Genomic DNA, 22,213 nt, shown 5'->3' on the forward strand with positions numbered 1-22,213 from the left:
TCTAACGCGATAAGAGGACTAATAATTAACTGAGGCGGCTTTGGCCTTGGCGCTCTGTGTGATGGCAAACAGCGCAAAGACCAGAATATAGAGATAGGCGGGGATCATAATGACGGCAAAGACGGCTTGAAAATCAAAGCTGCCTTTGAAGTGGGCGAACAGTTGCGGCAGGACGGCCCCGCCCGCAATGCCCATGATCAGGATGGCTGAGCCGGTTTCGGTAAACTTACCCAGCCCCTTGATGCCGAGCGGGAAGATCGCGGGCCACATCATGGCATTGGCAAAGCCAAGCGCCGCCACAAACCCGACCGAGACCAGACCGTGGGTCAGATACGCACCCAGACAGAACGCAACGCCTAAGACCGCTGAGATCGCCAGATAGCGTTCCTGCGAGATAAGGCGCGGGATGATGATCAGACCGACGACATAGCCGATCAGCATACCGACCAGAGTGAACGAGGTGAAGTATTTGGTGATATCGAGCGGGATACCAAAGGCCGCGCCATAGGTGCCGATGGCGTCACCGGCCATGACTTCGACGCCGACATAACAAAACAGCGCCACGAAGCCGAGCCACAGTTGCGGAAAGGCAAAGATGCTCTTGCCCGTCGTGTCGGAGGCTTTGGACTCATTGGCTTGATCGCTGATTTCAGGCAGGGGCGATTTGGCGACAGCAAAGGCTAGCACGGCCAGCAAAGCCGCCATGCCGAGATAGGGCAGGTGGATCTTTTGCGCAAAGGCATCAAGCAGGGCTTCGCGGGCAACGGGATCGGTGGCGGCTTCGACCTGGGCTGCGAATTCCCCGACGCCATTGAGCACCAGACCGCCGACGACGATGGGGGCCAAAATACCCGCGATCTTATTGCAGATACCCATGAAGGCGATGCGTTGAGCGGCGGAATCGATGGGGCCAAGGATGGAGATATAGGGGTTAGACGCGGTTTGCAGCAGGGCCAGACCCGCGCCAATGATAAACAGGCCGGTCAGCGCGCCTTCAAAAATGCGCATGGTGGCCAGTTGTCCGAAGATTGCCGCCCCTACGGCCATGACCAAAAGCCCCAGCGCCATGCCTTTTTTCATGCCGGTCTTTTTCAGGATCGCCGCGGACGGCAAGGCCAGAAAGAAATAGGACATGTAAAAGACCGTCACCACCAGAAAGGCTTCGACATCCGACAGGGTGAAGGCCAGTTGCACAAAGGTGATCAGCGGCCCGTTCAGCCAGGTGACAAAGCCGAAGATAAAGAACATGCCGCCAATAATGCTCATGGCGAGTAAGGGAGATCGGGTAGTTTCAGACGGTGGCGACATAATGGTGATCCCCTAAAGCTTAATGATGATGTTTTTACGATCCATCCACCAGCCCAGCAGCCAGCAGACGAGCATGTAGACAATGGCGCAGACCAGTGAGCCGATGGCACCGGGCAGAATAACCTGAAACAGGTGGATGCCCACCCAGTCATAAAGTTTGGTGCCAGCCGGTGTGGTGAAGGTTTGCAAGCTGATGACCAGCAGTTCCGAAAACAGATAGATAACGAGCGGATTCTTGCCGAAAATCTCAAAGAATTTGACGCCGAAATTGAGTTTCTGAAGCTCGGTATAGGTGATCAGGGCCGCCAGTATCAGGCAGTCGATGCCGATGGTCAAAAGCACAAACGACGACGTCCAGATGCGCTTGGATAACGGAAAGAACAGGCTCCAGATCAGGCCCGCGGCCACAAGGGCCATACCCGCCACCAGCATCTTCGAGACGGCGGTTCTGTGATCGGTGGTTCGGGTAATGAACAGCCCCGCCAGATATCCGGCCAGCACATTGACGATGGCGGGCACAGTCGAAAACAGCCCTTCGGGCTCATAGCCCTTGGCCCCGCCGCGGTACATGTGATCGAGGCCGAGGACGGCGCGGTCGATCTGGGCGCCGATATTACCGGCCATGCTGAGTTGCTCACTGGCAGGCCCAAAGGCCATCAGCGCGCCCCAATAACCGAACAACAGGGCGACACACAGGGCGATGATGCCCTTGACTGGCAGATAACGTGCGGCAAGGGCTGCGGCACCGTAACAGAGCGCAATCCGTTGCAGCACGCCCATGATGCGGGTTTGGCCAATGTCATTAAACGCCCACGACCCGTCGGGAAGCTGATGCACGAACGGGAACCAGTACATCAGGTAGCCGAGCAGAAAAATCAGGGCCGTGCGCTTGGCGACCTTAAGCAAAAACTGATCATTCGGCAGGGTACGGCGTGACGCGAACGCCATCGAATTGCCGACCGCAAACAGGAACGATGGAAACACCAGATCAGCCAGCGTAAAGCCAAACCAAGCCGCGTGCTGAAGCTGATAGAACGGCTCAGCGCCAGCACCTGACGTATTGACGACGATCATCACGCAGACGGTCAGGCCGCGAAACACATCCAGAGCGGTAAAGCGCATCCGGTCCATCACGCCTCACTCAGGCGCTTAAGGATCTGGCGCGACAGGGCAAAGGCATCCTTGGGGCGGCGACGGGTAAAGGTCGCGTTTGTCTTGACCCAGGCCTGCTCCCATGCCGTAATGTCGCGGGTAAAGGCTACCTGATCAAAGGCCTTGCCGGTCACCGCACTGTGGCGGACAGCGGCCAACAGCTTGGTCCAGCGCGGCAGGTAGAAATCCTTATACATCCCCTGCCATGCCTTGGAGGCATAGTCGTTGAGATTGCCAAGCCCGCCCCAGACGGTGACCTGCGCCTTGGCATTGAGGACGTAATAATCGGATTCAGGCTTGGTGTCGCCGTAAGCGCGGGCCTCATCGATCCAACTCGACAGGGTGTCGGGCTGATCCCCCAGCAGGCTATCGACCATGAGCATCAGCTCGGTGAATTTGGCGCGTTTGGCATCCCCGGCGGCAAGGTCGCCCTTTTCGTAGTCGGTGATGGCCCGCATCAGGAGATAGTCGATTGCTTCTGACGCCAGATGGCGGATGGCATCGATGACGTCGTGGCGATAAAGCGGTGAGCCTTCAAAGCCTTTGAGCGACAAAAATTCCGTCACGGCCTTATGCAGCAAAGCGCGGTCACCGGGATGGCCCTCAAAGCTGGTGATGGCGGCCTGCGGGCGTTTAAAGACCATGTAGGCGCCGGCGGCCTTGTTCCACCAGCGCGGCGTCCAGTATTTAGTGGTATAAACTGACCTGCGATAATCACTCCATGCACTCAAAAGCGCAGGTGTCACGCGGCCATAGCGGCCCTTCAGATAGGTGGCGATCCAGTCATCGACGGAACCCTTGCCGCCGCCCCACGCGATGTCATAGCAATATTCATAGGCGATCGAGTTATTGTGCAGGCCTTCGGGGAACATGCCAAAGCCCTTGAGCGCGCCGGTCTTCGGATTGCCCTCCAGCCCGCCAATGTCGGCCTTATAGAAATCAAGATCGGCATAGACCGGGTTTGAGGCCCCATAATTATGAACATATCCATAGATCCACGGCTTGCCCTGAAAGGCGTCGGTCGTTTGCCACACGCCCGGATAACGGTCATTGCCGATATCGAGGATCATCAGCTTATCGTCCGGCACTTTACTTAAAAACGCACCAATGGCGTCCGCCGACCAGAAATGCTTATCGGCCCCGAACAGCCAGCCCTGCATGACCCAGACGGCGTCAGGGTTAGCGCCGCGAATGGAGTCGTAAATCGCCTGCCCGTAGGCGGCCAGTCGCTCAGATTTCAGCGCCGGATCGACGACGGTTTCGGTTTCCTTGGTATTGGCCGTGCCGTCGCCATATTTGGCGTTTTTCACGTCCGAGCCGTCTTTGGAAATCGGCGGCAGCATCTCATTGAAGCTGTCGGCCAGATAATACTGACCCTCGCCGTAGGTCGCCGTATAAAGTTCGATAAAGCGCTTGGCGATCACGGCAAACAAGGGATCGGCCGGATCAAGCCAGTAGGTTTCATGAAAGCCTTCCCACGGCCGCATGGGATAGATGCGGGCCTCCGGGTGCTTTTGCGCAAACGCCTTGGGGACATAGCCGCCAAAGGCCGGCAGGATCGGCGTCATGCCGAGATCACGCATGGATTTCAAAAGCTTGACCTGAAGGGCGCGTTTCTTTTCGATCCACGCTTGCGGCACCGGGGGCATGTAGCCTTCGATATTGCCCATGCGGTGCCAGGGCGTGAACGCCGGGCCGGAGAAATAGTCGCCCAGTTCGGTATCGCTAAGACCCAGTTCACGCCACAGCGATTGCCAGACAAATTCCTGACCTTCCATGGCCAGCGGCATGTCGATGCCGTGCAGGGCCATCCAGTCGAGTTCCTTCTGCCAGCGCGCCCAGCCCCAGAACGGCGTCGTATAGCCAAAGGTGCAGGTGTTCATATAGACGCGGTGGGCGAATGGGGTGGTCACTTTTCCCGTATCGGCGGCGGGCAGGGGGCTAAGCAGAGCGACGCGGTTGCCTTCCCAGCTTACATTGGCCGCTCCGATAGAGGTCAGGTAGCTGTACGCACCGCGGGTCAGGGCCACCGGCGATGAGCCTTCGATGGCGACCGTGTCCTTGGCGGATTTAACGGCAAAATAGGGTTCCGCCCCGCCGGTAAGCTTAAGTTTTATGTCCTTGGCGCGCGTGCCCATCAGGCGGCCCAAAACCGCGCGGGCGGCGGTGGTTTTGTCCTCAGCCGCAAAGGCGGGTGCCGTGGTAAAGGCCATGGCAGCCAGTGATTGCATCAGGGCCTGACGGCGGGATACAGCAGACATGAAAACCTTTTTTTGCATATGAGTACCCGGCAACGAGTAATAGTAAAAAAGGTGCGAGACTTAAATCTTGAGGGTAAAGTTCAGGTCTCGCACCAGTGTAAGGCGGGCTTTCGGGAGGGAGATCGTGCCCGCCTTATTATCAGAAAACGTTTACATTTTGTAGGTAAAGCTTAGCTGGTAGCTTGGGCCGAATACGCCCAGTTCCTGCCAAATATTTTCGTTGTCCTTATAGGCTTCTTCTTTTTTATTGAAGATGTTCTGACCCGTAAGTGTAAAGCTGGCATGATCATTGACGGTGTAGCCGAGTGAAAAATCAACCTGAGTACCTGCTTTGATGGTGTGTCCTTCACGGGCGAAGAAGCTGTCTACACTGGTCTGCTCGTATTCGCTTCTATAATTCGCCGACACGCGCGCACTGAAGGTTTCATTTTCCCAGTAACCTGTGACGTTACCGGAATTTTTCGACAGGTTACGCAGCGAGAAGCCCGTGTTGGAATATTGTGGATCAACATAGGTATAGTTAGCAATGATGCCAAAACCTTCGATCGGTAAAATGGCATCCAGCGACTGCTGCCAATTGACTTCTGCCCCTTTCAACTTAACCACAGAGGGGTCATTCTGGGTTATGTTGATGTCATAGATCTTGCCGTCTGTACCCATACAGTCGTTAGTCTGGGCATCCAGCGAAAGGCTGGTGCCATCCCACGAACCCGGACAGGTCAGGGTCGTAAAGGTTCCGTTTTTGACGTCCTTGGCGAACAAACCAAGGCTCAGACCGGCATCGCGGCCATAGTACCATTCAAGACTGATATCGTAGTTCTTGGCCGTCAACGGCTTTAAGTAGGGCGTGCCCTGATTTACGAACACGGTCGTGATGCCAGAGGTGTCGGTTGCCTGATACTGGGTCGTATTCAACCGTGAACTGTTATCCAGAATCGGCCGTACAAGCGTTTTGGCTGCGGCCAGTCGCAGAATAAGCGTATCGGTCAGATCGAATACGACGTTCGCGCTGGGCAAAGTGTTGTTGTACTTAAATGTTGTGGTTTGAACGCCAATAAGGTTCTGGATATCGCAATCACAGCCATCCGTCAGGTTTGAGGTCACGCTCTGGTTTGTGACTTCATGACGAATACCGACGTTAGCACGGAACGGTACAACACCGATGTTACCTGAGAAATCTGCCATAGCGTAGACCGAGTCGATCGAACGCGTCAGCGAATATGAGTCTTGTGGGTTGTACAGGGCGGGCACCACAATACCTGCATCAGACAGTGCCTTGCGGTAGGCATTGATGTCTGGCGTAAGCCAGCTTGAAACGCCGGAGACGTTACCATCAAGGAAGCCTGAGACCTTTGGGCCGCTATTGGTATAAGGCGGGATATAGGCGAAATTATCATCGAAGAAGTCACGGCGTGTAACATATCGATCGAAGTTTTCTTCCTTGGTTTTATATCCGAATTTCAACTTTTGCAGCATGCCGATATCAGCGTTGTAGAGCAAGTCAATCTGAGCTGACGTAGAGTCGGTGACCTGGCTGTTCTGGGCGCCATTGGGGTATGATGACCAGGTCAGATTGGATGTTGCATACTGGCTGGCGCTGGCGGGATCGCCGGATACATTGAATTTGATATTATCGGAGTCGCTGATATCCAGAGTTCCGGTGGCTTCTCCGGCACCCGTGATGGCCGCTTCTTCGGTCAGATAGCCATCACCCTTAGTATAGTGAACGGCGGCGTTTAAAACCAGACTTGGCGACAGGTTCCAGCGGGCATATGCGGTATAGGCCTGGGTTGATAAATCGCGGGTTTCGAGTTGACGGTTGTTATCATAGGCGAAATTGGTCAGGTTGACGACCTTGGCCACGCCGTCTTCGACCACTACGGGCGTGATGGAGCTTTGGGAGAAGTTGCCGAACACGAGTTGCGTGACGTCGTAATTGGTCTCATCCTTTGAGTACACGCCCGCAAACCCAAGTTTCAGATCTTCGGTAGCCTTGTATTCCAGGCCGAAGTTGAACTGTGTGCGGTCAGAGGTGCGGTCAATGCGGCGATAACGGAAACGGCGTGGCACCAGCGTACCTGCGGGGGTAGCGACACCGCCATTGAATTCACCGGTCGTACCGGCGGCGGTGTACCAACGGTCCATAAACAGGTAGTCGGCGCGGTCATCAAGCTGCTGAAAGTTAAGGCCAGCATAGATGCCCAGCTTGCCATCCAGATACTGGTTCGCATAGGTCAAGCCCACGGCAGGGTTAACGCCTGCATCTGCCAGAGTGGCTTGCTGCGCCTTTACTGAAACGATCAGCTTCTCGCCCTTGATGTCGAGGGGCTTGGCAGTCGAAATATCAATCGTGCCGGCAAGTCCGCCCATGTCCATGTCAGCGGTCGGTGACTTATAGACCTGAACACCGCTGGCCAGCTCGGTTTGAATGATGTCGAAGCGGAAGCCGTCGATGAAGTTCGGGTTGGCAAAGTCCTGGCCGTTGATGGTGACCTTGGCGTATTGTGGCCCAAGGCCGCGCACGCTGATGGTTGCCCCGCGGCCGTTGACGTTCTGAATCTGCACGCCCGGAATGCGTTGAATGGCTTCGGCGATGTTATCGCTGGGGAACTTACCCAGATCTTCGGCAGATATGCCGTCCGAAACGCGAATGTCGTTTTTCTTAGTCTGAAGTGCGGTGGCGAGGCTTTTTCTAAAGCCGGTAACCACCACTTCCTGTACGGGCTCATCGGCAGTGGTAGCTGCCTGATCCTGGGCCATGGTTGCGGAGGTCGCCAGAAGCCCGGTCAGGGCGGTACTCACTAAGACATAGTGCTTGAAAGTCATAGATTTATCCCCTTTTGGCGTCTGGACACGACCGCTCACATGGAGACAGCGTTGTCCCATCACTCGACACCGTTAAATATTAGCTGTGCGGGCAATGCCCTTCCGTGAATACCACTTTGTAGGATTGGAAGGCCAATTGCTGAGTTTAGACTATGGCTTGAAAAATTGGCCTGTCAATTTCAATGTCGATTCTGTGAACTTTTTTTGTCAGCCAATTTTGCGGCTTCGAAAGCTTTGAGATATCGTCTATAAAAATAATTATTTATATACAGACTATTATTTGAAATATTTCAGATTGTGGGAATGAAATTCGCAGCTTTATTGGTTGATGTGTGTGATAATTATGTAACTTTAATTGAATGGAAGAGTCTGGCGGTAAGGTCTGCCGTGTTGGGTTTTGAAATTGGTTGGCCAATTTTCAGCGCCAAAATCACTTTGGTATGGTGCGAAATGCCGCCTTATTCATCCACTAGGGCGATGGTTTTAATATGCTCGAAATGCTGCCACATGGCAAAGAAGGCCCCGCCCTGATCGCGCCGTTTCAGGGCGTCAACGATTTTGCGGTAATTTTCAGCCTGGGTGGATTTACGCGGGTCGTCCGGGGTGCGCGCCATCAGGCTCATCCACAGCGGGTTGTTGTCGCGGCGGTGCCACAGGGCGGCCACCATGCCGGTAAACTCCGGGTTCTGGGCGCCGCGGCTTATGGCCAGGTGAAAGGCCATATCCAGCCGCTCACGGACTTCGCGCAACTGGGCCAGCACGTAATCATCATAGGCCTTTTCGAGTATCCGCAGGTCGTCATCGGTAATTTTGGTAGCGGCGATCTGGGCAATATGGCTTTCCAGCCACTGCTGCGCTTCCAGTAATTGCACCGGATTGGCGGGCCCAATAAGCGATAATGCGGCATTGCCAAGGTTTGCGGCATGGTCGACCGCATCGGCCTCATAGGCTTTGCGGGTGATATAGATGCCTGAGCCCTGCCGCGATTGCACCAGCCCCTTGACCTCCAGCATGACCAGCGCGTCGCGGATAACGGCGCGACCGACGTTATAGACTTCGGCCAGTTCACGTTCGGGTGGCAACTTGCCTATGGTGCGAAATTCGCCGCTTCTTATGCGTTCCAGCAGCGACTTGCCGACGACCTGATAGGCGCGAACGTCCTTTTCAGCATCGGTCCAGTCAAATGCGCTATCTGATGCTGCCATGTCATACTTCCGGGATTGATCTGTGCGGTGGTCATCCAATTAACGGGTGTTACGAAAATTGGTCAATGATTTTACTAAAGAAAGCGCCCCGCCGAAAGAAAAGACCGCTTTGTCACGGGGACAAAGCGGTTAAGGCTGGACGCGTCAACGGGGAAGAAGCGTCGGATCGGGTTGTGGCTTAAGGGGCAGACACTGCGGGCCAGTCTTGGGACAGGTGACGGCGCACGGCGGTGATATCCAGCGCGTCTTTCCAGGTGATGCTCCAAGTGATGCCTATGTCGCGGCGGGCCGCACCGGGGCCGCTTGAGCCGGTTTCAAAAAAGCGTGAGTCCTGCGGATAAAACACAGCGGTCTTGGTGCCGTCGCGGGCCGTGCCGTTCATGCTGGTCCAGTGGTCGGGGTGGATGTGGGCGTCCATGGTGCAGTCAATGAACGAGGCCTGTCCGACGGCATCCGGGTCGGCATAGCGGCCATCGGCAAAGGTGGTGGTCGGATGCCAGGGCCGCGCCAGCGCCACCGAATGATCAGGCACACCAGCTTCACGGGTTAGCTTTGAGCGATAGACCACAATGCCAACCGGCTGGCTGAGCGGCGTGGATGGGGCCAGCAGGTAGGAATGAAACTCACCGGGCGCTATGGCCGCAGCGCGGTTGCGCGTGCGGATTTCGCTACCTTCGATCAGAACCTGACCATTGCCGAAAATGAAGTCGATATTGCCGGAGATCAGGCTGTCGCGGATCACGGCGCGCTTACCATTGGCAAACAGCGTGTCCTGATAGCCGACCAGCGCCGCGTCCCGGATCAGTATCCGGTCGCTGTCGATATCGAGCAGAACGGCGACCCCCTGGGAATTGGAAATTTTCTTCGGATCGGCATCGAGCAGGGCGTCGTTCGACAGGTAATCGAAGGTGTTCTCAATCGTGATGCCTTCGACCGTAACCTGATCGGCATTGATGGTGAGCGTGGCCGAACCGGGCGTGCCCCAGTTACGGCGGTGATATTTGCCTGCGGTCTCGGCCACAGCATCGTAATGCAGGCGGGTTTTATCAGGCCCAGCCCCGCGCAGGCGGATTTTGTGGCGGCTGATCGTGACTTTTTCATAGTAATCGCCCGCCGCGACCTTGATGGTAATCCACTGATCGCTGGTATCGGCCTTGGCGGTATCCAGTGCGGATTGCAGGCGGGTAAAGCAGTGCTTTTGGTCGCCGCAAGACGGGCTGACGGTATAGTGAGCATCAGCCATTGCCGGAACAGCAAGGGCCAGAATGGCAAAAAACGGGGCAAGGCAAACGGCGCGAAGCATATATGAAACCTTATTGTTCCGTCAGAAAACTATCGATCTGGTCGACGATCTGACCGAACCATGGGTCGAACAGCCAGATATCGTGCGGGGCATTTTCAAACGCCGTGTAGCGGTACTTCACGGCTTGCGCTTTGAGTTTGGCCTCAACGATCTCACGACCGGCGGTGAAACGCGGGATGCCGCTGCTGATGACCAGAGTGGGTGGTGACTGCGGCCCGGCATGTTGGGCGGCACTGGCCTCACGCCAGCGGTCGGGGACATCTTCCATCGCACCGCCCAGCCACAAGCCGGCGGCGGAACTCTTTCCGGCAGCGTTTTCAAACTGCAAGGCCAAAGGTGTGGTGAAATCCAGCACGCCGTCGATATCAATCAGGGCGCTCACCCGCGTGTCGTCGCCGGGCGTGGTTTTAAACAAGGGCTTATCGGCGGTGTAGGCCAGCAATGCCGCCATCTGGCCCCCCGATGATGCCCCGCCGATCGCCAGCTTATCGCGGTCAATGCCAAAGGTGTCGGCCTGAGATTTTACCCACACAAGGGCGTCGTTGACATCCATCAGACCCGCCGGATAGGGCGCTTCGGGCGACAGGCGAAACTCCGGCAGAAAAACGGCGTAACCTTTTTGCGCCAACCGGTTGGCCAGGCCGTAAAAGTGGGATTTGCCGCCGGAACGCCAGCCACCGCCATGCACCAGAACAATGCCTTTGCCGGTTTTGACTTCGGGCGCAGGCAGGAACACATCGATATGCAGTTCACGCGCACCCACCGATTTATAGCGGCGGTCAAACAGAACCTGCTGGCCGGTCTGGAACGTGGAGACGGGCCAGGTGATGCCCGCAAACTCATTCTTATAGCGTTCATAACGCTGGGAAATCGTATAGCTGTCGTCAACGGGGATAAGCTCTCCCGCCAGCGCGGGGCCGGATAGGGCCATAACTACAGCCAATTTCGACCATAACAAACGCATGTTTTACCCCGTGAAAGCTGCGGCCTCTGGTGATATCCACCAGAGGCCGCGTTCAGTCTATCAGTACTTATAACGCAGGCCCAAGATCCACTGGGCGCCGGTGTGGGTATATTCGCGCGTCAGATCCATGCTGCCGGTATCGCCGGTGCCATAGATGCGCTCGACCTCATCAGTAATGTTGATGCCTTCAAAGGTCAGGGTCAGGCGGGGCGTGACATTGTAGAACGACGCCAGATCAACATGGGTCGGGCCGTATTTACGCTCCTGAACGTGACCATTGCCGCCCGGCTCACTCAGCAGGTAATCGTCGCGCTTATTGACCGACAGCCGCGCCCCGAAGGTCTCGGTGTCGTAGTAAAGCGTCATGTTGTAGGAGTTGGGCGACAGGCCGGTCGAATCTTCGGCCTCGACATGGGTGTAGTTGGAGGCGACCCCAAAGTTCGACCATATCCCCGGCAGGAAGGTGAACGGCTGGTTATAGGTGATTTCAAAGCCCTTGACGTTATTGCCGTCATCATTATTGACCGGGATGGTGAAGGTATAGGGTACGGTTGCGGGGTCGGCATTATAGGACGTGTCATAGAGCGGATCGGCATAGATGGCCGGCCAGAAGGACGGGTCGATCATCTGGGTGACAACATCAGTCCGCAATGAGCGCACGATGTCTTTGTTGAACACAGTAAGCGCCAGCAGGCCTTCGCTGCCGAAGTACCACTCGACACCCAGATCAAGATCGTTGGACTCATAGGGCTTAAGCGACGGGTTGCCGACATTGCCAACCGTGCGGGTGGTGTAACCAAACACAGGTCCTGCGATATTTAGCGTGCTCAGGCCCGGCCGGGTCATGCTGCGGCCATAGGAGGCCCGCACCACCAGATCGCTGCGGACATCAAGGGCGGCATTGATCGACGGCAGGTAGTTGTCATAGGAGACATTGACCTCAACCGGCGTGCCGCTGACCAGGGCCTGAGAGGTCACATTGGTCTTGACGTACCGCAAGCCCGCATTGGTGCGCAGCGGCATACCGGCGATGTCAAACTCGGCATTGATCTCGCCGTAAGCCCCGATGGTTTCTTCGCCGACTTTCCAGGCGGCACCGGCATTGTTGGTATAGCCTGCCGGTATAATGCCTGCCGCCGCGATAGCGTCGAAATCAGCCACCCGGAACGGCAGGAGGCCGGGGCCGTCCAGACCGTCACCGAAGTCGGACACCGGGAACGGCTTGGTATAGTCCGACGGATCAAAGGTCGGGGCAGCACCTAAGCCTTCGGTATAGCTGACCGTGCGGTCATTATAGCTCAGGCCCGCCTTGAGCGACAGGCGATCCACCGCATAGGTGGCGTCAAACCGTGAGGTGAAGTTTTCCTTCTTGACGGTATTGATGCGGTTGGAAGCGGTCTGGGCATTGATATAGTTGTCGGCATTATTGGGGTCATAGCTGCCGAAGCTGACTTCCGGCACATACTCATTGCCGCTGTAGTCATAGGCGTAATAGTGCGGCACCGAGCGGTAATAGAACCGCAGTTCCGAGCGATCGGCATCATCGACCGCCTTACCAATCATGGCCTCCAGCGTCAGGCTGTCATTGACATTGTACTTGCCCGACAGGACGACCTGATCAAAGGCGGACTCTGACTTCTGATGGCGGCTTTCGTACCAGGAGGTGACATCATCAAAAGCTGCGGCCACCAGCGTCTTGCCGTCGGCCCCGACCGTAAACGACCGCGGTGTCTGGCCGGTATAGTTGCCTGCCACACCGTGGGTCAGCAGCCATTCCATCGAATTATAGCTTAGGCGATCATTAGTCAGTTCCGAATGGAGCACATCCAGCGTGATCAGCAGATCGTCCGAAGGCCGGTACTGGAATGAGCCGGTCAGGCCGACCCGTTTTTGGTCATTGCCGAAATAGTCGGCGCGTGGCAGGCGCGGGGCCCACAGGCAATCGAGCGGATCGGCGGCACCGCAATCGCCGGACGGTGTGCCGGTGACGGTCGGATTGGTATCAGCCCAGGAGTCGCCGTTGACGAACGGTGAGGTCCAGCGAACGCTGGAATAACCTTCCTGATGCACGGTACGCTCAGAGGCGGCGATGGAGACCAGAGCCCCGAACTTTCCGTCAGCAAAGGTCTTGCTGACCAGTAAAGCGACGCGCGGATCAACCTTCTTGTTCAGGGTGTTGTAATTGCCTTGGGCCGAGGCCGAGACGGTGAAATCCTTGCGGAAATCGAACGGGCGGGCCGAATAGAGATTGACCGTACCGGCAATGCCGCCTTCTTCGGTCGAGGCTTTCTGGCTTTTCTCGATGTCGATGCGGTTGAAAAGCTCCGACGCAAACAGATGAAAATCAAAGGCACGTCCGGCATTGAGGGTAACGCCGCCGGTATCGAGGCCGTCGCTGCTGGCGGGCACTTCCATGCCGTTTAAGGTGGTGCGGGTAAAGTCCGGGCCAAAACCGCGCAGGGTGATGTTACGGCCTTCACCGCCTTCGCGCGACATGGCCACACCCGGAACGCGCTGGATGGATTCGGCCAGATTGAGATCCGGCATCTTACCGATATCTTCGGCGACGATGCTCTCAATGGCGTTCGGTGCCCGGCGCTTGATGGAGCGCGCCTTGCTGAGCGATCCGCGAATGCCGGTGACGATAACTTCGGTGACATCGCCATCACTGACCGGCTCGTCAGCAGCGGTCGCGGTCGCCTCATAGGCGGTCTTGATGACGGACGGCGCGCGGGCAGTGGGGGCCGGGGTGTTTTCGGCCAAAACAATGATATTGTTGGACTGGGTAACCGGTGTCAGGTTGGTGCCTGCCAGAAGCCGCTCTAAGCCTTCGCGCACCGGCATATTGCCCTCAACCGCTGCGGTCTGCTTGCCCTTGACCAGTTTTTCCGGAGCCATGAGCTGGATATTGGCCTGCTGGGCGAACTGAGGTATCCCTTTTTCAGCCGCTTGCGCCGGTACACTAAATGACTTGACCGCGTTCTGAGCCAGAACAGGCGAAGCCGAAACCATAAGCAACGTCCCACTGGCGAGCAGCAAAGGGCCGTTAAACGCGCGCATGAATGCATTCGTCATTAAATTATTCCCTGTAGGTTTGCGCTGTGTCGCGCTTTTTTATTTTCGAAGACTTTAGGCCTTCTTTAACTACGATGTCTTGCCCGCGCACTTCCGTACGCTGTTATTCATTTTTTTGTGCCTATAAGGATTATTTTTTCGCTTCGGCTTATGTTGGCACCATAGGCTTGCTGGATCGCATTGGAAAACGCCTCCGGATCATTGGCGCTTAAGCGGCCAATCAGGCGCTCTTTGGCCAGATCATCATCCTGAATGACAATCTTGATCTGGTTGTAACGATTAAACTCGCCCGCCACCTCCGACAGGCTCTTGCCATTCAGGGCAATCTGGCCTTCGCGCCACGCCAGATCGTCATCGATATCGTCGGGGGCGTGGCGGATGTGCGCAGGCTTATGATCGCTGATAATCGTGCGGTCCCCGGCATTCAGCCGTATCGCCCGCTCATCGCCGCCATCCTGGGTGGACCAGGCCATCACCGTGCCTTCGGTCACCAGAACCTCGACGCCGTCCTCAAGCTTCTTGACCGAAAAGGCTGTGCCAACCGCTCTGACGCGCGCCGTGCCAGCCGCGACGATGAAGGGGCGCTCTTTGTTTTTGGCGACCTTGAACCAGGCTTCGCCCTTGACCAGTTCGATCCGGCGCTCAGCCTCGGCCATGTCGATGCGCAACCGGCTTTCGGTGTTCATAGCGGCGATCGAGCCGTCACTCATGGGCAAGCGACGGATTTCGCCGGTGTGGGTCATGGTCTCATGCGTCCTGAGACCGATGACGCCCAGCACACTGGCGGCCACCAGCCCCAGCCCACCCGCGACGGCAAAAGCCCGACGCCGTGACAGGTTATGCGTCGGCAACCGTGAGGCCCCCTGCCACTCCGCCGACGGCCCAAGCGCCCGCGCCCGTGACAGGGCGTGCCAGCCCGCCTGCGCCCGCAACAGCGCGCCCCGACGGCGTGGATCGCCCGCCAGCCAGTCTTGCAAGACCGCCTCATCATCAGGGGACAAAGGATACTCCTTCACCGCCCATAGACTGGCCGCGTGCTCAATCTGCTCGCTAGTTTCGACCGGCGTCGGTGCCACGCTTAAACTCCTTTTGGGGTTGGAAACGGCTGTCTTCGGACGCTATCTCTTTCATGATAAGCCGAAGGGCCTTGGCCGCATCATTTTCAACAATATGTTCACTCAGGCCCATGATCCGGGCGATTTCATTTTGGGGCAGACCTTCAATCCGGCGCATCTCAAATATCTGGCGGCAACGCGTCGGCAGGCCCGCGATCACCCGCTTAAGACGAGCCAGATCCGACCGGGCCACGGTCACCTGCTCCGGCGAGGGCAGGTCGCTGCTGATCTCCAGCCGGTCGATCTCATCCACCGACTCCATGCTCACGATCCGCGCGCGCCTTAAGCGCATCAGGGCGATGTTGCGGGCGACCGTAAAGAAATAGGCCCGTGGCGACGAGATGTGATCAATGCTTATCAGTTCCGCCATCCGGCAGTAGGATTCCTGAAGTATGTCCTCTATGTCATCGCGTCCCAAACGGGCGCGCAGCAGCCAACGGCGCACGTCCGCCTCATGCGGCAAAATCTGAGTACCAACCCAGCTTACAATGTGTCCCGGCGCAGAAACCATAAAGCCTCCTACTCAGACGATGCCTGAGACGGGCCGTTCCGTAAAATTATCTTTTTGAGCATGCGTAAAAAACGGTTTGCGGGCGCGGGCATGAGGCCTGCCTTGTCTAAGGCTCAAATTCCTCTATCCTGTGGGGACGCCAGGGGCGTTACAAGGATATATAATGACCGGAAAACGGCCGACGTCTTTTGATATTGCGGCCCTTGCAGGGGTGTCTCAGGCAACGGTGTCGCGTGCGCTCAGTCAGGGCGGGGTGGTCAGTGAGGCGGTGCGCCAGCGCGTGGTCGATGCCGCCGCGCAATTGAACTACACCGTCGATGTCAATGCCCGCAAGCTGCGCTCCAAAAAGATCAACACGATCGCGGTGCTCATTTCCGAGGACATGGAAAAATCCGACAGCCCGATCAATCCGTTCTTCATGCCTATGATCGGATCGATCCTGAAATATGCCGGATCAAAAGGCTATGACGTGCTGGTTTCGCTGCAAAAGCAGAGCGACAACTGGGGCTCGGATTATGGCCATGCGCGGCGGGCCGATGGCATTATTTTCTTAGGCTATAACGATTACGACACCTATACCAAAAAAGTCGCGGTGCTGGGCGAGATGGGGGAGCCGTGGGTGCTGTGGGGGCCGGTGATCCCTGAACATCCCAATCTGGTCATCGGCTCCGACAACGAAGGCGGGGCCTATAGAGCGGTCAGGCACCTGATCGGTCTGGGGCGACGGCGGATTGCCTTTCTGGGGGAGCCGTCGGCCAGTCATCTGGAATATAAGGAACGCTTCGAAGGCTATGTCCGTGCCCTGACTGAGGCCGGGATAACGCCTGACCCGGAGCTTATGATCGACTGCTTTATTTCGCGTGAGGACGGCGTGGCGGCGATTGAGCGCCTGATGTCGGACGGCGTCGTGTTCGATGCGGTGTTTGCTGTGGCCGATCTTCTGGCGGTCGGGGCGATCCAGCAATTGCTGCGGGCCGGATTATCGGTACCAAAGGACGTGTCGGTGATGGGCTTTGACGACCTGTGGGTATGCACCTGCACCAGCCCGATGCTGTCGACGGTGCGTCAGGATACGACCGAGGCCGCCCATGTGCTGGTCGATGCGCTCGATGTGCTGATCAGCGGTCATCCGGTGGAGCTTAAGCGCATCCCGACCCAGTTGATCATCCGGGAATCGTGCGGGGGATAAAAGAACTCCCCCTGATGCAGGGGGAGCCGGGGAAAGGCGATAGCCTTGATTACGGAGGGGGTTAAAAATGCACTCGAATGTACCCCCTCTTTGCGTGTATCAAAGATACCCACAAAGCTCCCCCTCCCAAGTTCTTGGCAAGAGGGGGAGTTCTAAACCTGCTATTTAGTCAACTGATCGGCCACGACCGGGTAATGATCCCACACTTTTCGATCACGAACTGAGCGCAGCAGCTTGACATATTCGGCGTGGGTCCAGGCCAGAGGGGTGGCGCTGTTGGTGCCTTCGCCGACGGCATAGCCGTGGGGTGAGGGCGCGCCCACCCCGTCCCAGACCTGTTCCGGCAGCATCAGGCCGTCATTGGCGAAATATTCCATCGCGGCCACATAGGTTGTGCGGATGCGGGCGATATCGGCATCCGTGACCCCCTTAGCGGCAGCCAGCGCCAGTTCGTAATGCCCGCGCTCACCGGTAAAGATCGGCCACACCCGCCCGCGCTGGTTGGGGGAGCTTTGGCCAAAGACGGCGTAATTGCCGCCGGTGACCTGATCTTCGCCATAACCGTCATTGCCGTAGCGACGAAAACCCGGATATTTGCCCTCGAACGTATATTTGACCCGCAGGTTTTCCGCGATGGTTTCATCATCAATGACGGTCAGGGACTGGGCGATCTTTGCATCACTGGCCGGGCGCACGCCGTAGCGCACTAACTCCAGAAACCCAGCATCAATGACCTTATCGCTGTTTAGGCCGACCCGTCCATTGCGCTCATCCTGCACGCAGGGAGTGTTGGCATCGTCTGAGCGGCTGATACGCAGATAATAGGACTTAGGGCTGCCGGTAACCTCGCCCTTGGTGGTATAGAGGCGCTGATCCAGTTTGGCCGAATAGTCGAGCGCTTTGGATTTGTAGGTTGCGGCTGAGGGCGCGTCTCCCGCGTGTGTGGCGATATCGGACGCCACCAGCAGGCCTGCGATCACGGCGGCGGTGGTGGACGGCGAATGGCCTTCCTGCTCCTCCCAACGCTCCTGCTGGCTATAGGGTGGAGTGATTTTCTGGTTGTTCCAGCCGAGGTTAGGCGTGCCGCCAAAGCTTAAGAAATCGGCCGCCTTTTTCAGCGACGCCTTATAGGACCCGACCAATTCGGCTTTCGAGATTAGGCCAAGGCTTTCCAGCTTCCAGCCGAGCATGATCGGCATGGCCGTCTGATCAAGCTGAACGCCGACCCATTCGGGCGTGCCGTCAACATGGGCTTTTTGCAGATACCAGCCGCCGCCGCCTTTATTGCCCGGTGTGTGCGCGCCGACCTGAACCTTGGGTAGATAGCGGAACGCGGCGACCGGCGTTTCCTTGTCGCCCAGAGCGGCCATCGCCATCGCCACCTGATAGAAGTCGCGCGGCCAGACCGCCTTATAGCCGGTAGCGCTGACTTTCGGCGTGGCGGTTTCCCCCCACGGATTGGACAGGGACGCAATCAGGGCGCCGGAATAGGTGCGGTCTTCCTGAACCTTAAGCGCCAGCGCCGACGCATAGAGCAGTTTGCCGTTATCCTCAGACACGGGAATAAGGGTCTTCAGTTCGCTCAAAGAGGCCAGATAGTCCTCCCATCCGATGGCCGAGCCTTCGCCATTATAATTGGCCAAAACCTTAGCATAGCCGGTCTTTAAGGTTGCGGCGGCTTCCGCATCGGCGGCGGCGGTGGTCGCGCCAAAGCCCAGCGCCACATCAAAGGTCGCGCTGGAGGTGACCGGCGACAACTCACCGATCAGGCGGATATTGCCTTTGACGCCCCCGGTGTCTGACGACAGCTTGCCGAGTTTTTTGCCCGCCAGTAAGTCGGTCAGGCCATCTTTACCGGTAAAGCCGACCGTGGCTTTTTTGAACGGGACACTGGCTTTGAGCGACAAAGCGGCTTTGCCTTCAAAGGCCTGCAAGGCAGTCGTGCTGGCCTGGCCCTGATCATCGCCGGAGGTGTTGGCGACCGAAGGGTCAAGCACGATATAGGGCGTGACCGGCCCCTTTAGCGCGGTCACCGTCACTCGCATCATCAGGGTCTGATGGTCCGGGTCGGTGAAGATGTCTTTCACGATCACAAACCGGCCCTGCTTATCGGTATTGGTCAGGCGGTAGGCGGGCGACAGCGGCCGGCCGTCAGCATCGGTATGGATATATTCGATCTTTGAGGTCGTGTCAGAGGTCTCCAGTGCGACATACCCTTTACCCGCAATCGCGATTTGCAATTCGCGGATCTGGGCCTCATGGATCAGACCGGACATGGTTTCGGTGACGATCCCGTCGGCCATTGAGAACCACACCTTTGAGACCTTGCCGGTGGCGGCATCGTCGGAGAAGTGAAAGGCTTTATAGGCTTCGTAAGATGCCCCGATCCCCTGCTTGGCCGAATAGGCCCAGGGCGAAACCTCGCCGGGGCCGTCTGTGGCTTCCTTTTGTACGACCTGGTTCGGGGTATGGGCGGCGTTAGACGCGGTGTCCTGCGCTGAGGCGGTCATGGCCAATACGCCGGTGGCGGCACTGCACATCAAAAGGACAACGGTTTTGGTTAGTTTGGACGTCATGATGGGTAAGCTCCCTGCCGTTCGCCGTTGCCCGGTTTGGGCTGTGCGCGACATGTGTTTGAACTGTTTTTAATTATGGTGGGTGCTGAAAGTCACCCGTCGCGTTGTCCCTGAAAAAACGCGCCTTATGTGCCTTCATATGGATTTGGAAACCTACCGGCAATGTGAATACGTATGCAGGCGGGTTACAAAACCTTAAGGCGGGCTTTGCGACAAAAAAATACCCCCTGTCCATTACATGCGGACAAGGGGCAGGTGTGCTGAGAAGACGCTTACCACTCAAATTGAGCCGTAAACTACAGGCACTCATGAATGTTGCCATCCATGAGCCGCAGGACTGACCCCTGTCAGGTGTTAACGGCACCCGCCAGATCAATCCCAATACTAAAGACTGCGGGAGCACACAGCGCGCAAATGTCAGGGACAACCTTTACACACGTCGATGCGACCACATCTTGGGGTTAAGCCTATTTCACTGAGGCGGGGATTGCGCAACGCGAATACGTATTCACAGGCGGTTGCTGGTCATGAATACGTATTCAGGCGGCGTTTGCGCAAAAGCTGGTTATGGTCGCCGCCATAAAGCGCCGTTTAACGGGCGCGTAATCGTTGGAAACGTCATGCGCATATCACTCGTCACGGGCTTATCAAAAGCCGTCTTCATGTTCGTGTTCACCTTGATCGCTAGTCTGGCGATAGCTATTGCCGCCTACGCCGATCAGGTCGCCACCGCGACGTCACCTGGCGGGCAGCTTGCCGTTCGGATCATGACCGGCAATGAAGGCCACATCACCTATGCCATTGATCGCAAGGGTGTTGAGGTCATTTCGCCCTCAAAGCTCGGCTTCATTCTGGCTGATCAGCCTAAGCTCGAACGTAACATGGCCCTGACCTCGCAGGCGCAGTCCCGCCACGATGAGACCTGGGAACTGCCGTGGGGGGAGCGGCAGTTCGTGCGCAACGATTATACTGAACTGCGCTTAGGTTTTACTGAAAAGACCGGCCTCAAGCGGCAGTTGACGGTCGTGTTCCGGCTCTATGACAATGGCTTTGGCTTTCGCTATGAGTTCCCCGATCAGCCGCAGTTAAAGACGGTGAAAATCGTTGAGGAGCTGACCGAGTTTTCGGTCACGGAACCGGCCACCGCCTGGTGGATCCCGGCGGGGGAATGGAACCGCTATGAATATCTCTATAACAAGACCCCGCTTAATGAAGTCAGTCAGGCCCATACGCCCATAACGCTCAAAACCACGTCTGGCCTGCATATGGCGTTTCATGAGGCGGCCTTGGTTGACTATTCGGCCATGTGGCTGCGTCGGGTGAGCGGGCAAACGCTTAAGGCCAATCTGTCACCGCATGGCGATGGCCCCAAGGTTACCCGCAACGCCCCGTTCAATACCCCGTGGCGCACCGTGCAGATGGCTGATACCGGCGGGGGGCTGGTCGAAAATGATCTGGTGCTGAACCTCAATGAACCCAATGCCCTGGGGGACGTGAGTTGGGTTAAGCCCTACAAATATGTCGGCATCTGGTGGGACATGCACCTCAATAACAGCACTTGGGGTTCCGGCCCTAAGCATGGCGCGACCACGAAGAAGGCCAAAGATTATATCGATTTTGCAGCCAAAAATGGCCTGCGCGGGGTGCTGGTCGAAGGCTGGAACATGGGCTGGGATGGCGACTGGTTTGCCAATGGCGATGACTTTGATTTCACCAAGGCTTATCCCGATTTTGATATCGAAGGACTGGCCGCCTATGCCAAAAAGAAGAAAGTCCATATCGTTGGCCACCATGAAACGGCGGGCAATATCGCGGTTTACGAGCCGCAGCTTGAGGCCGCGCTCGATCTTTATCAGCGCCTTGGCATCGACAGCATCAAGACCGGCTATGTGGCGGATGCGGGCGGGGTTAAGGCCCGCGATGCCGACGGCAATATTTTCTACACCTGGCATGACGGTCAGGTTATGTCGCGCCACCACCTGAAAGTCGTCACCGAAGCGGCCAAGCGCAAAATCGCCATCAATCCGCATGAGCCGATCAAGGATACGGGCTTGCGGCGTACCTATCCCAACTGGGTGGCACGCGAAGGCGCGCGCGGTATGGAATATAATGCCTGGGGCCAGCCGCCCAACCCGCCGGAGCATGAGATCAATCTGGTCTTTACGCGCCTGTTGTCCGGGCCCATGGACTATGCGCCGGGGGTCTTAAGCCTTGAGGGCGCGGGCCAGCCCTTGCAATCGACCGTAGCGCGGCAACTGGCGCTCTATGTGGTGATCTATTCGCCCATTCAGATGGCGGCCGATACGATCGAGAACTACCGCAAACACATGAAACCGTTTGAGTTTATCAAGGACGTGCCGACCGATTGGGCAGACACCAAAGTCCTCAATGGCGAGGTTGGGGATTATGTCACCATCGTCCGCAAGGATAAGGCGTCTGCCGACTGGTATCTGGGGGCGGCCACCGATGAAGATGGGCGCACGCTTGAGGTGGCGCTCAGTTTCCTTGAGCCGGGCAAGGTCTACACAGCGCAAATCTATCGTGACGCGGACGATACTGACTACCGCACCGATACCCGCCACCACTATGTCATCGAGCAAAAGACCGTGACGGCCACCGATCACTTGACGCTTAAGCTGGCACCCGGTGGAGGGCAGGCCATCCGGTTTGTGGCTGCAAAATCAAGATAGGCCGTTAGGGATGGGTTCGGAAGGTTCTTGACGCCACT

General features: G+C 57.1%; 13 protein-coding genes. 2 read left to right on the plus strand and 11 right to left on the minus strand.

What is annotated here, in order from left to right; genetic code table 11:
- Nucleotides 1-18 precede the first annotated feature (18 nt).
- From OVA03_RS00205 to OVA03_RS00250, 10 genes are all read right to left on the minus strand, one after another.
- Nucleotides 19-1,308, minus strand: a complete 1,290-nt coding sequence (locus tag OVA03_RS00205; protein WP_267526240.1) for a sugar MFS transporter — start codon at nucleotides 1,306-1,308, stop codon at nucleotides 19-21.
- Between the two features lie 12 nt (nucleotides 1,309-1,320).
- Complete coding sequence (locus OVA03_RS00210; protein ID WP_267527748.1) at nucleotides 1,321-2,439, minus strand: acyltransferase family protein; 1,119 nt, start codon at nucleotides 2,437-2,439, stop codon at nucleotides 1,321-1,323.
- Nucleotides 2,439-4,721 carry an alpha-N-acetylglucosaminidase gene (locus OVA03_RS00215; protein WP_267526241.1) on the minus strand — a complete coding sequence of 761 codons (2,283 nt, stop codon included), beginning with the start codon at nucleotides 4,719-4,721 and terminating at the stop codon, nucleotides 2,439-2,441. The genes OVA03_RS00210 and OVA03_RS00215 overlap by 1 nt, the downstream gene beginning before the upstream one ends.
- A gap of 150 nt (nucleotides 4,722-4,871) precedes the next feature.
- A complete protein-coding gene (locus OVA03_RS00220; RefSeq protein ID WP_267526242.1) occupies nucleotides 4,872-7,547 on the minus strand; it encodes a TonB-dependent receptor in 2,676 nt (891 codons plus the stop codon).
- A 458-nt stretch (nucleotides 7,548-8,005) separates the two neighbouring features.
- Nucleotides 8,006-8,752: a FadR/GntR family transcriptional regulator gene (locus OVA03_RS00225; RefSeq protein WP_267526243.1), complete on the minus strand. Its 747-nt coding sequence runs from the start codon at nucleotides 8,750-8,752 to the stop codon at nucleotides 8,006-8,008.
- Nucleotides 8,753-8,930: 178 nt separating this feature from the next.
- Complete coding sequence (locus OVA03_RS00230; protein WP_267526244.1) at nucleotides 8,931-10,055, minus strand: pectinesterase family protein; 1,125 nt, start codon at nucleotides 10,053-10,055, stop codon at nucleotides 8,931-8,933.
- A gap of 10 nt (nucleotides 10,056-10,065) precedes the next feature.
- The gene (locus OVA03_RS00235; RefSeq protein ID WP_267526245.1) at nucleotides 10,066-11,019 is read right to left on the minus strand and encodes an alpha/beta hydrolase; all 954 of its coding nucleotides are present in this window, start codon (nucleotides 11,017-11,019) and stop codon (nucleotides 10,066-10,068) included.
- A gap of 60 nt (nucleotides 11,020-11,079) precedes the next feature.
- Complete coding sequence (locus OVA03_RS00240) at nucleotides 11,080-14,094, minus strand: TonB-dependent receptor (protein WP_267526246.1); 3,015 nt, start codon at nucleotides 14,092-14,094, stop codon at nucleotides 11,080-11,082.
- 107 nt (nucleotides 14,095-14,201) lie between these two features.
- Nucleotides 14,202-15,170 carry a FecR family protein gene (locus OVA03_RS00245; RefSeq protein WP_267526247.1) on the minus strand — a complete coding sequence of 323 codons (969 nt, stop codon included), beginning with the start codon at nucleotides 15,168-15,170 and terminating at the stop codon, nucleotides 14,202-14,204.
- On the minus strand, nucleotides 15,145-15,720 hold the full coding sequence (locus OVA03_RS00250) for an RNA polymerase sigma factor (RefSeq protein ID WP_267526248.1): 576 nt from the start codon (nucleotides 15,718-15,720) through the stop codon (nucleotides 15,145-15,147). Before OVA03_RS00250 ends, OVA03_RS00245 begins: the two co-directional genes overlap by 26 nt.
- 163 nt (nucleotides 15,721-15,883) lie before the next feature.
- Here OVA03_RS00250 and OVA03_RS00255 point away from each other — a divergent pair, with 163 nt between their 5' ends.
- Nucleotides 15,884-16,909 (plus strand): LacI family DNA-binding transcriptional regulator, encoded by a 1,026-nt coding sequence (locus tag OVA03_RS00255; RefSeq protein ID WP_267526249.1) that lies wholly within the window; start codon nucleotides 15,884-15,886, stop codon nucleotides 16,907-16,909.
- A gap of 161 nt (nucleotides 16,910-17,070) precedes the next feature.
- Here the strand turns inward: OVA03_RS00255 and OVA03_RS00260 are convergent, their stop codons facing one another.
- A complete protein-coding gene (locus OVA03_RS00260) occupies nucleotides 17,071-19,485 on the minus strand; it encodes a glucan 1,4-alpha-glucosidase (protein ID WP_267526250.1) in 2,415 nt (804 codons plus the stop codon).
- Between the two features lie 620 nt (nucleotides 19,486-20,105).
- Between OVA03_RS00260 and OVA03_RS00265 the strand changes: the two genes are divergently transcribed.
- The gene (locus tag OVA03_RS00265; RefSeq protein WP_267526251.1) at nucleotides 20,106-22,175 is read left to right on the plus strand and encodes a glycoside hydrolase family 97 protein; all 2,070 of its coding nucleotides are present in this window, start codon (nucleotides 20,106-20,108) and stop codon (nucleotides 22,173-22,175) included.
- Nucleotides 22,176-22,213: the final 38 nt, after the last annotated feature.

Source organism: Asticcacaulis sp. SL142, assembly GCF_026625745.1.
Lineage (GTDB): Bacteria > Pseudomonadota > Alphaproteobacteria > Caulobacterales > Caulobacteraceae > Asticcacaulis.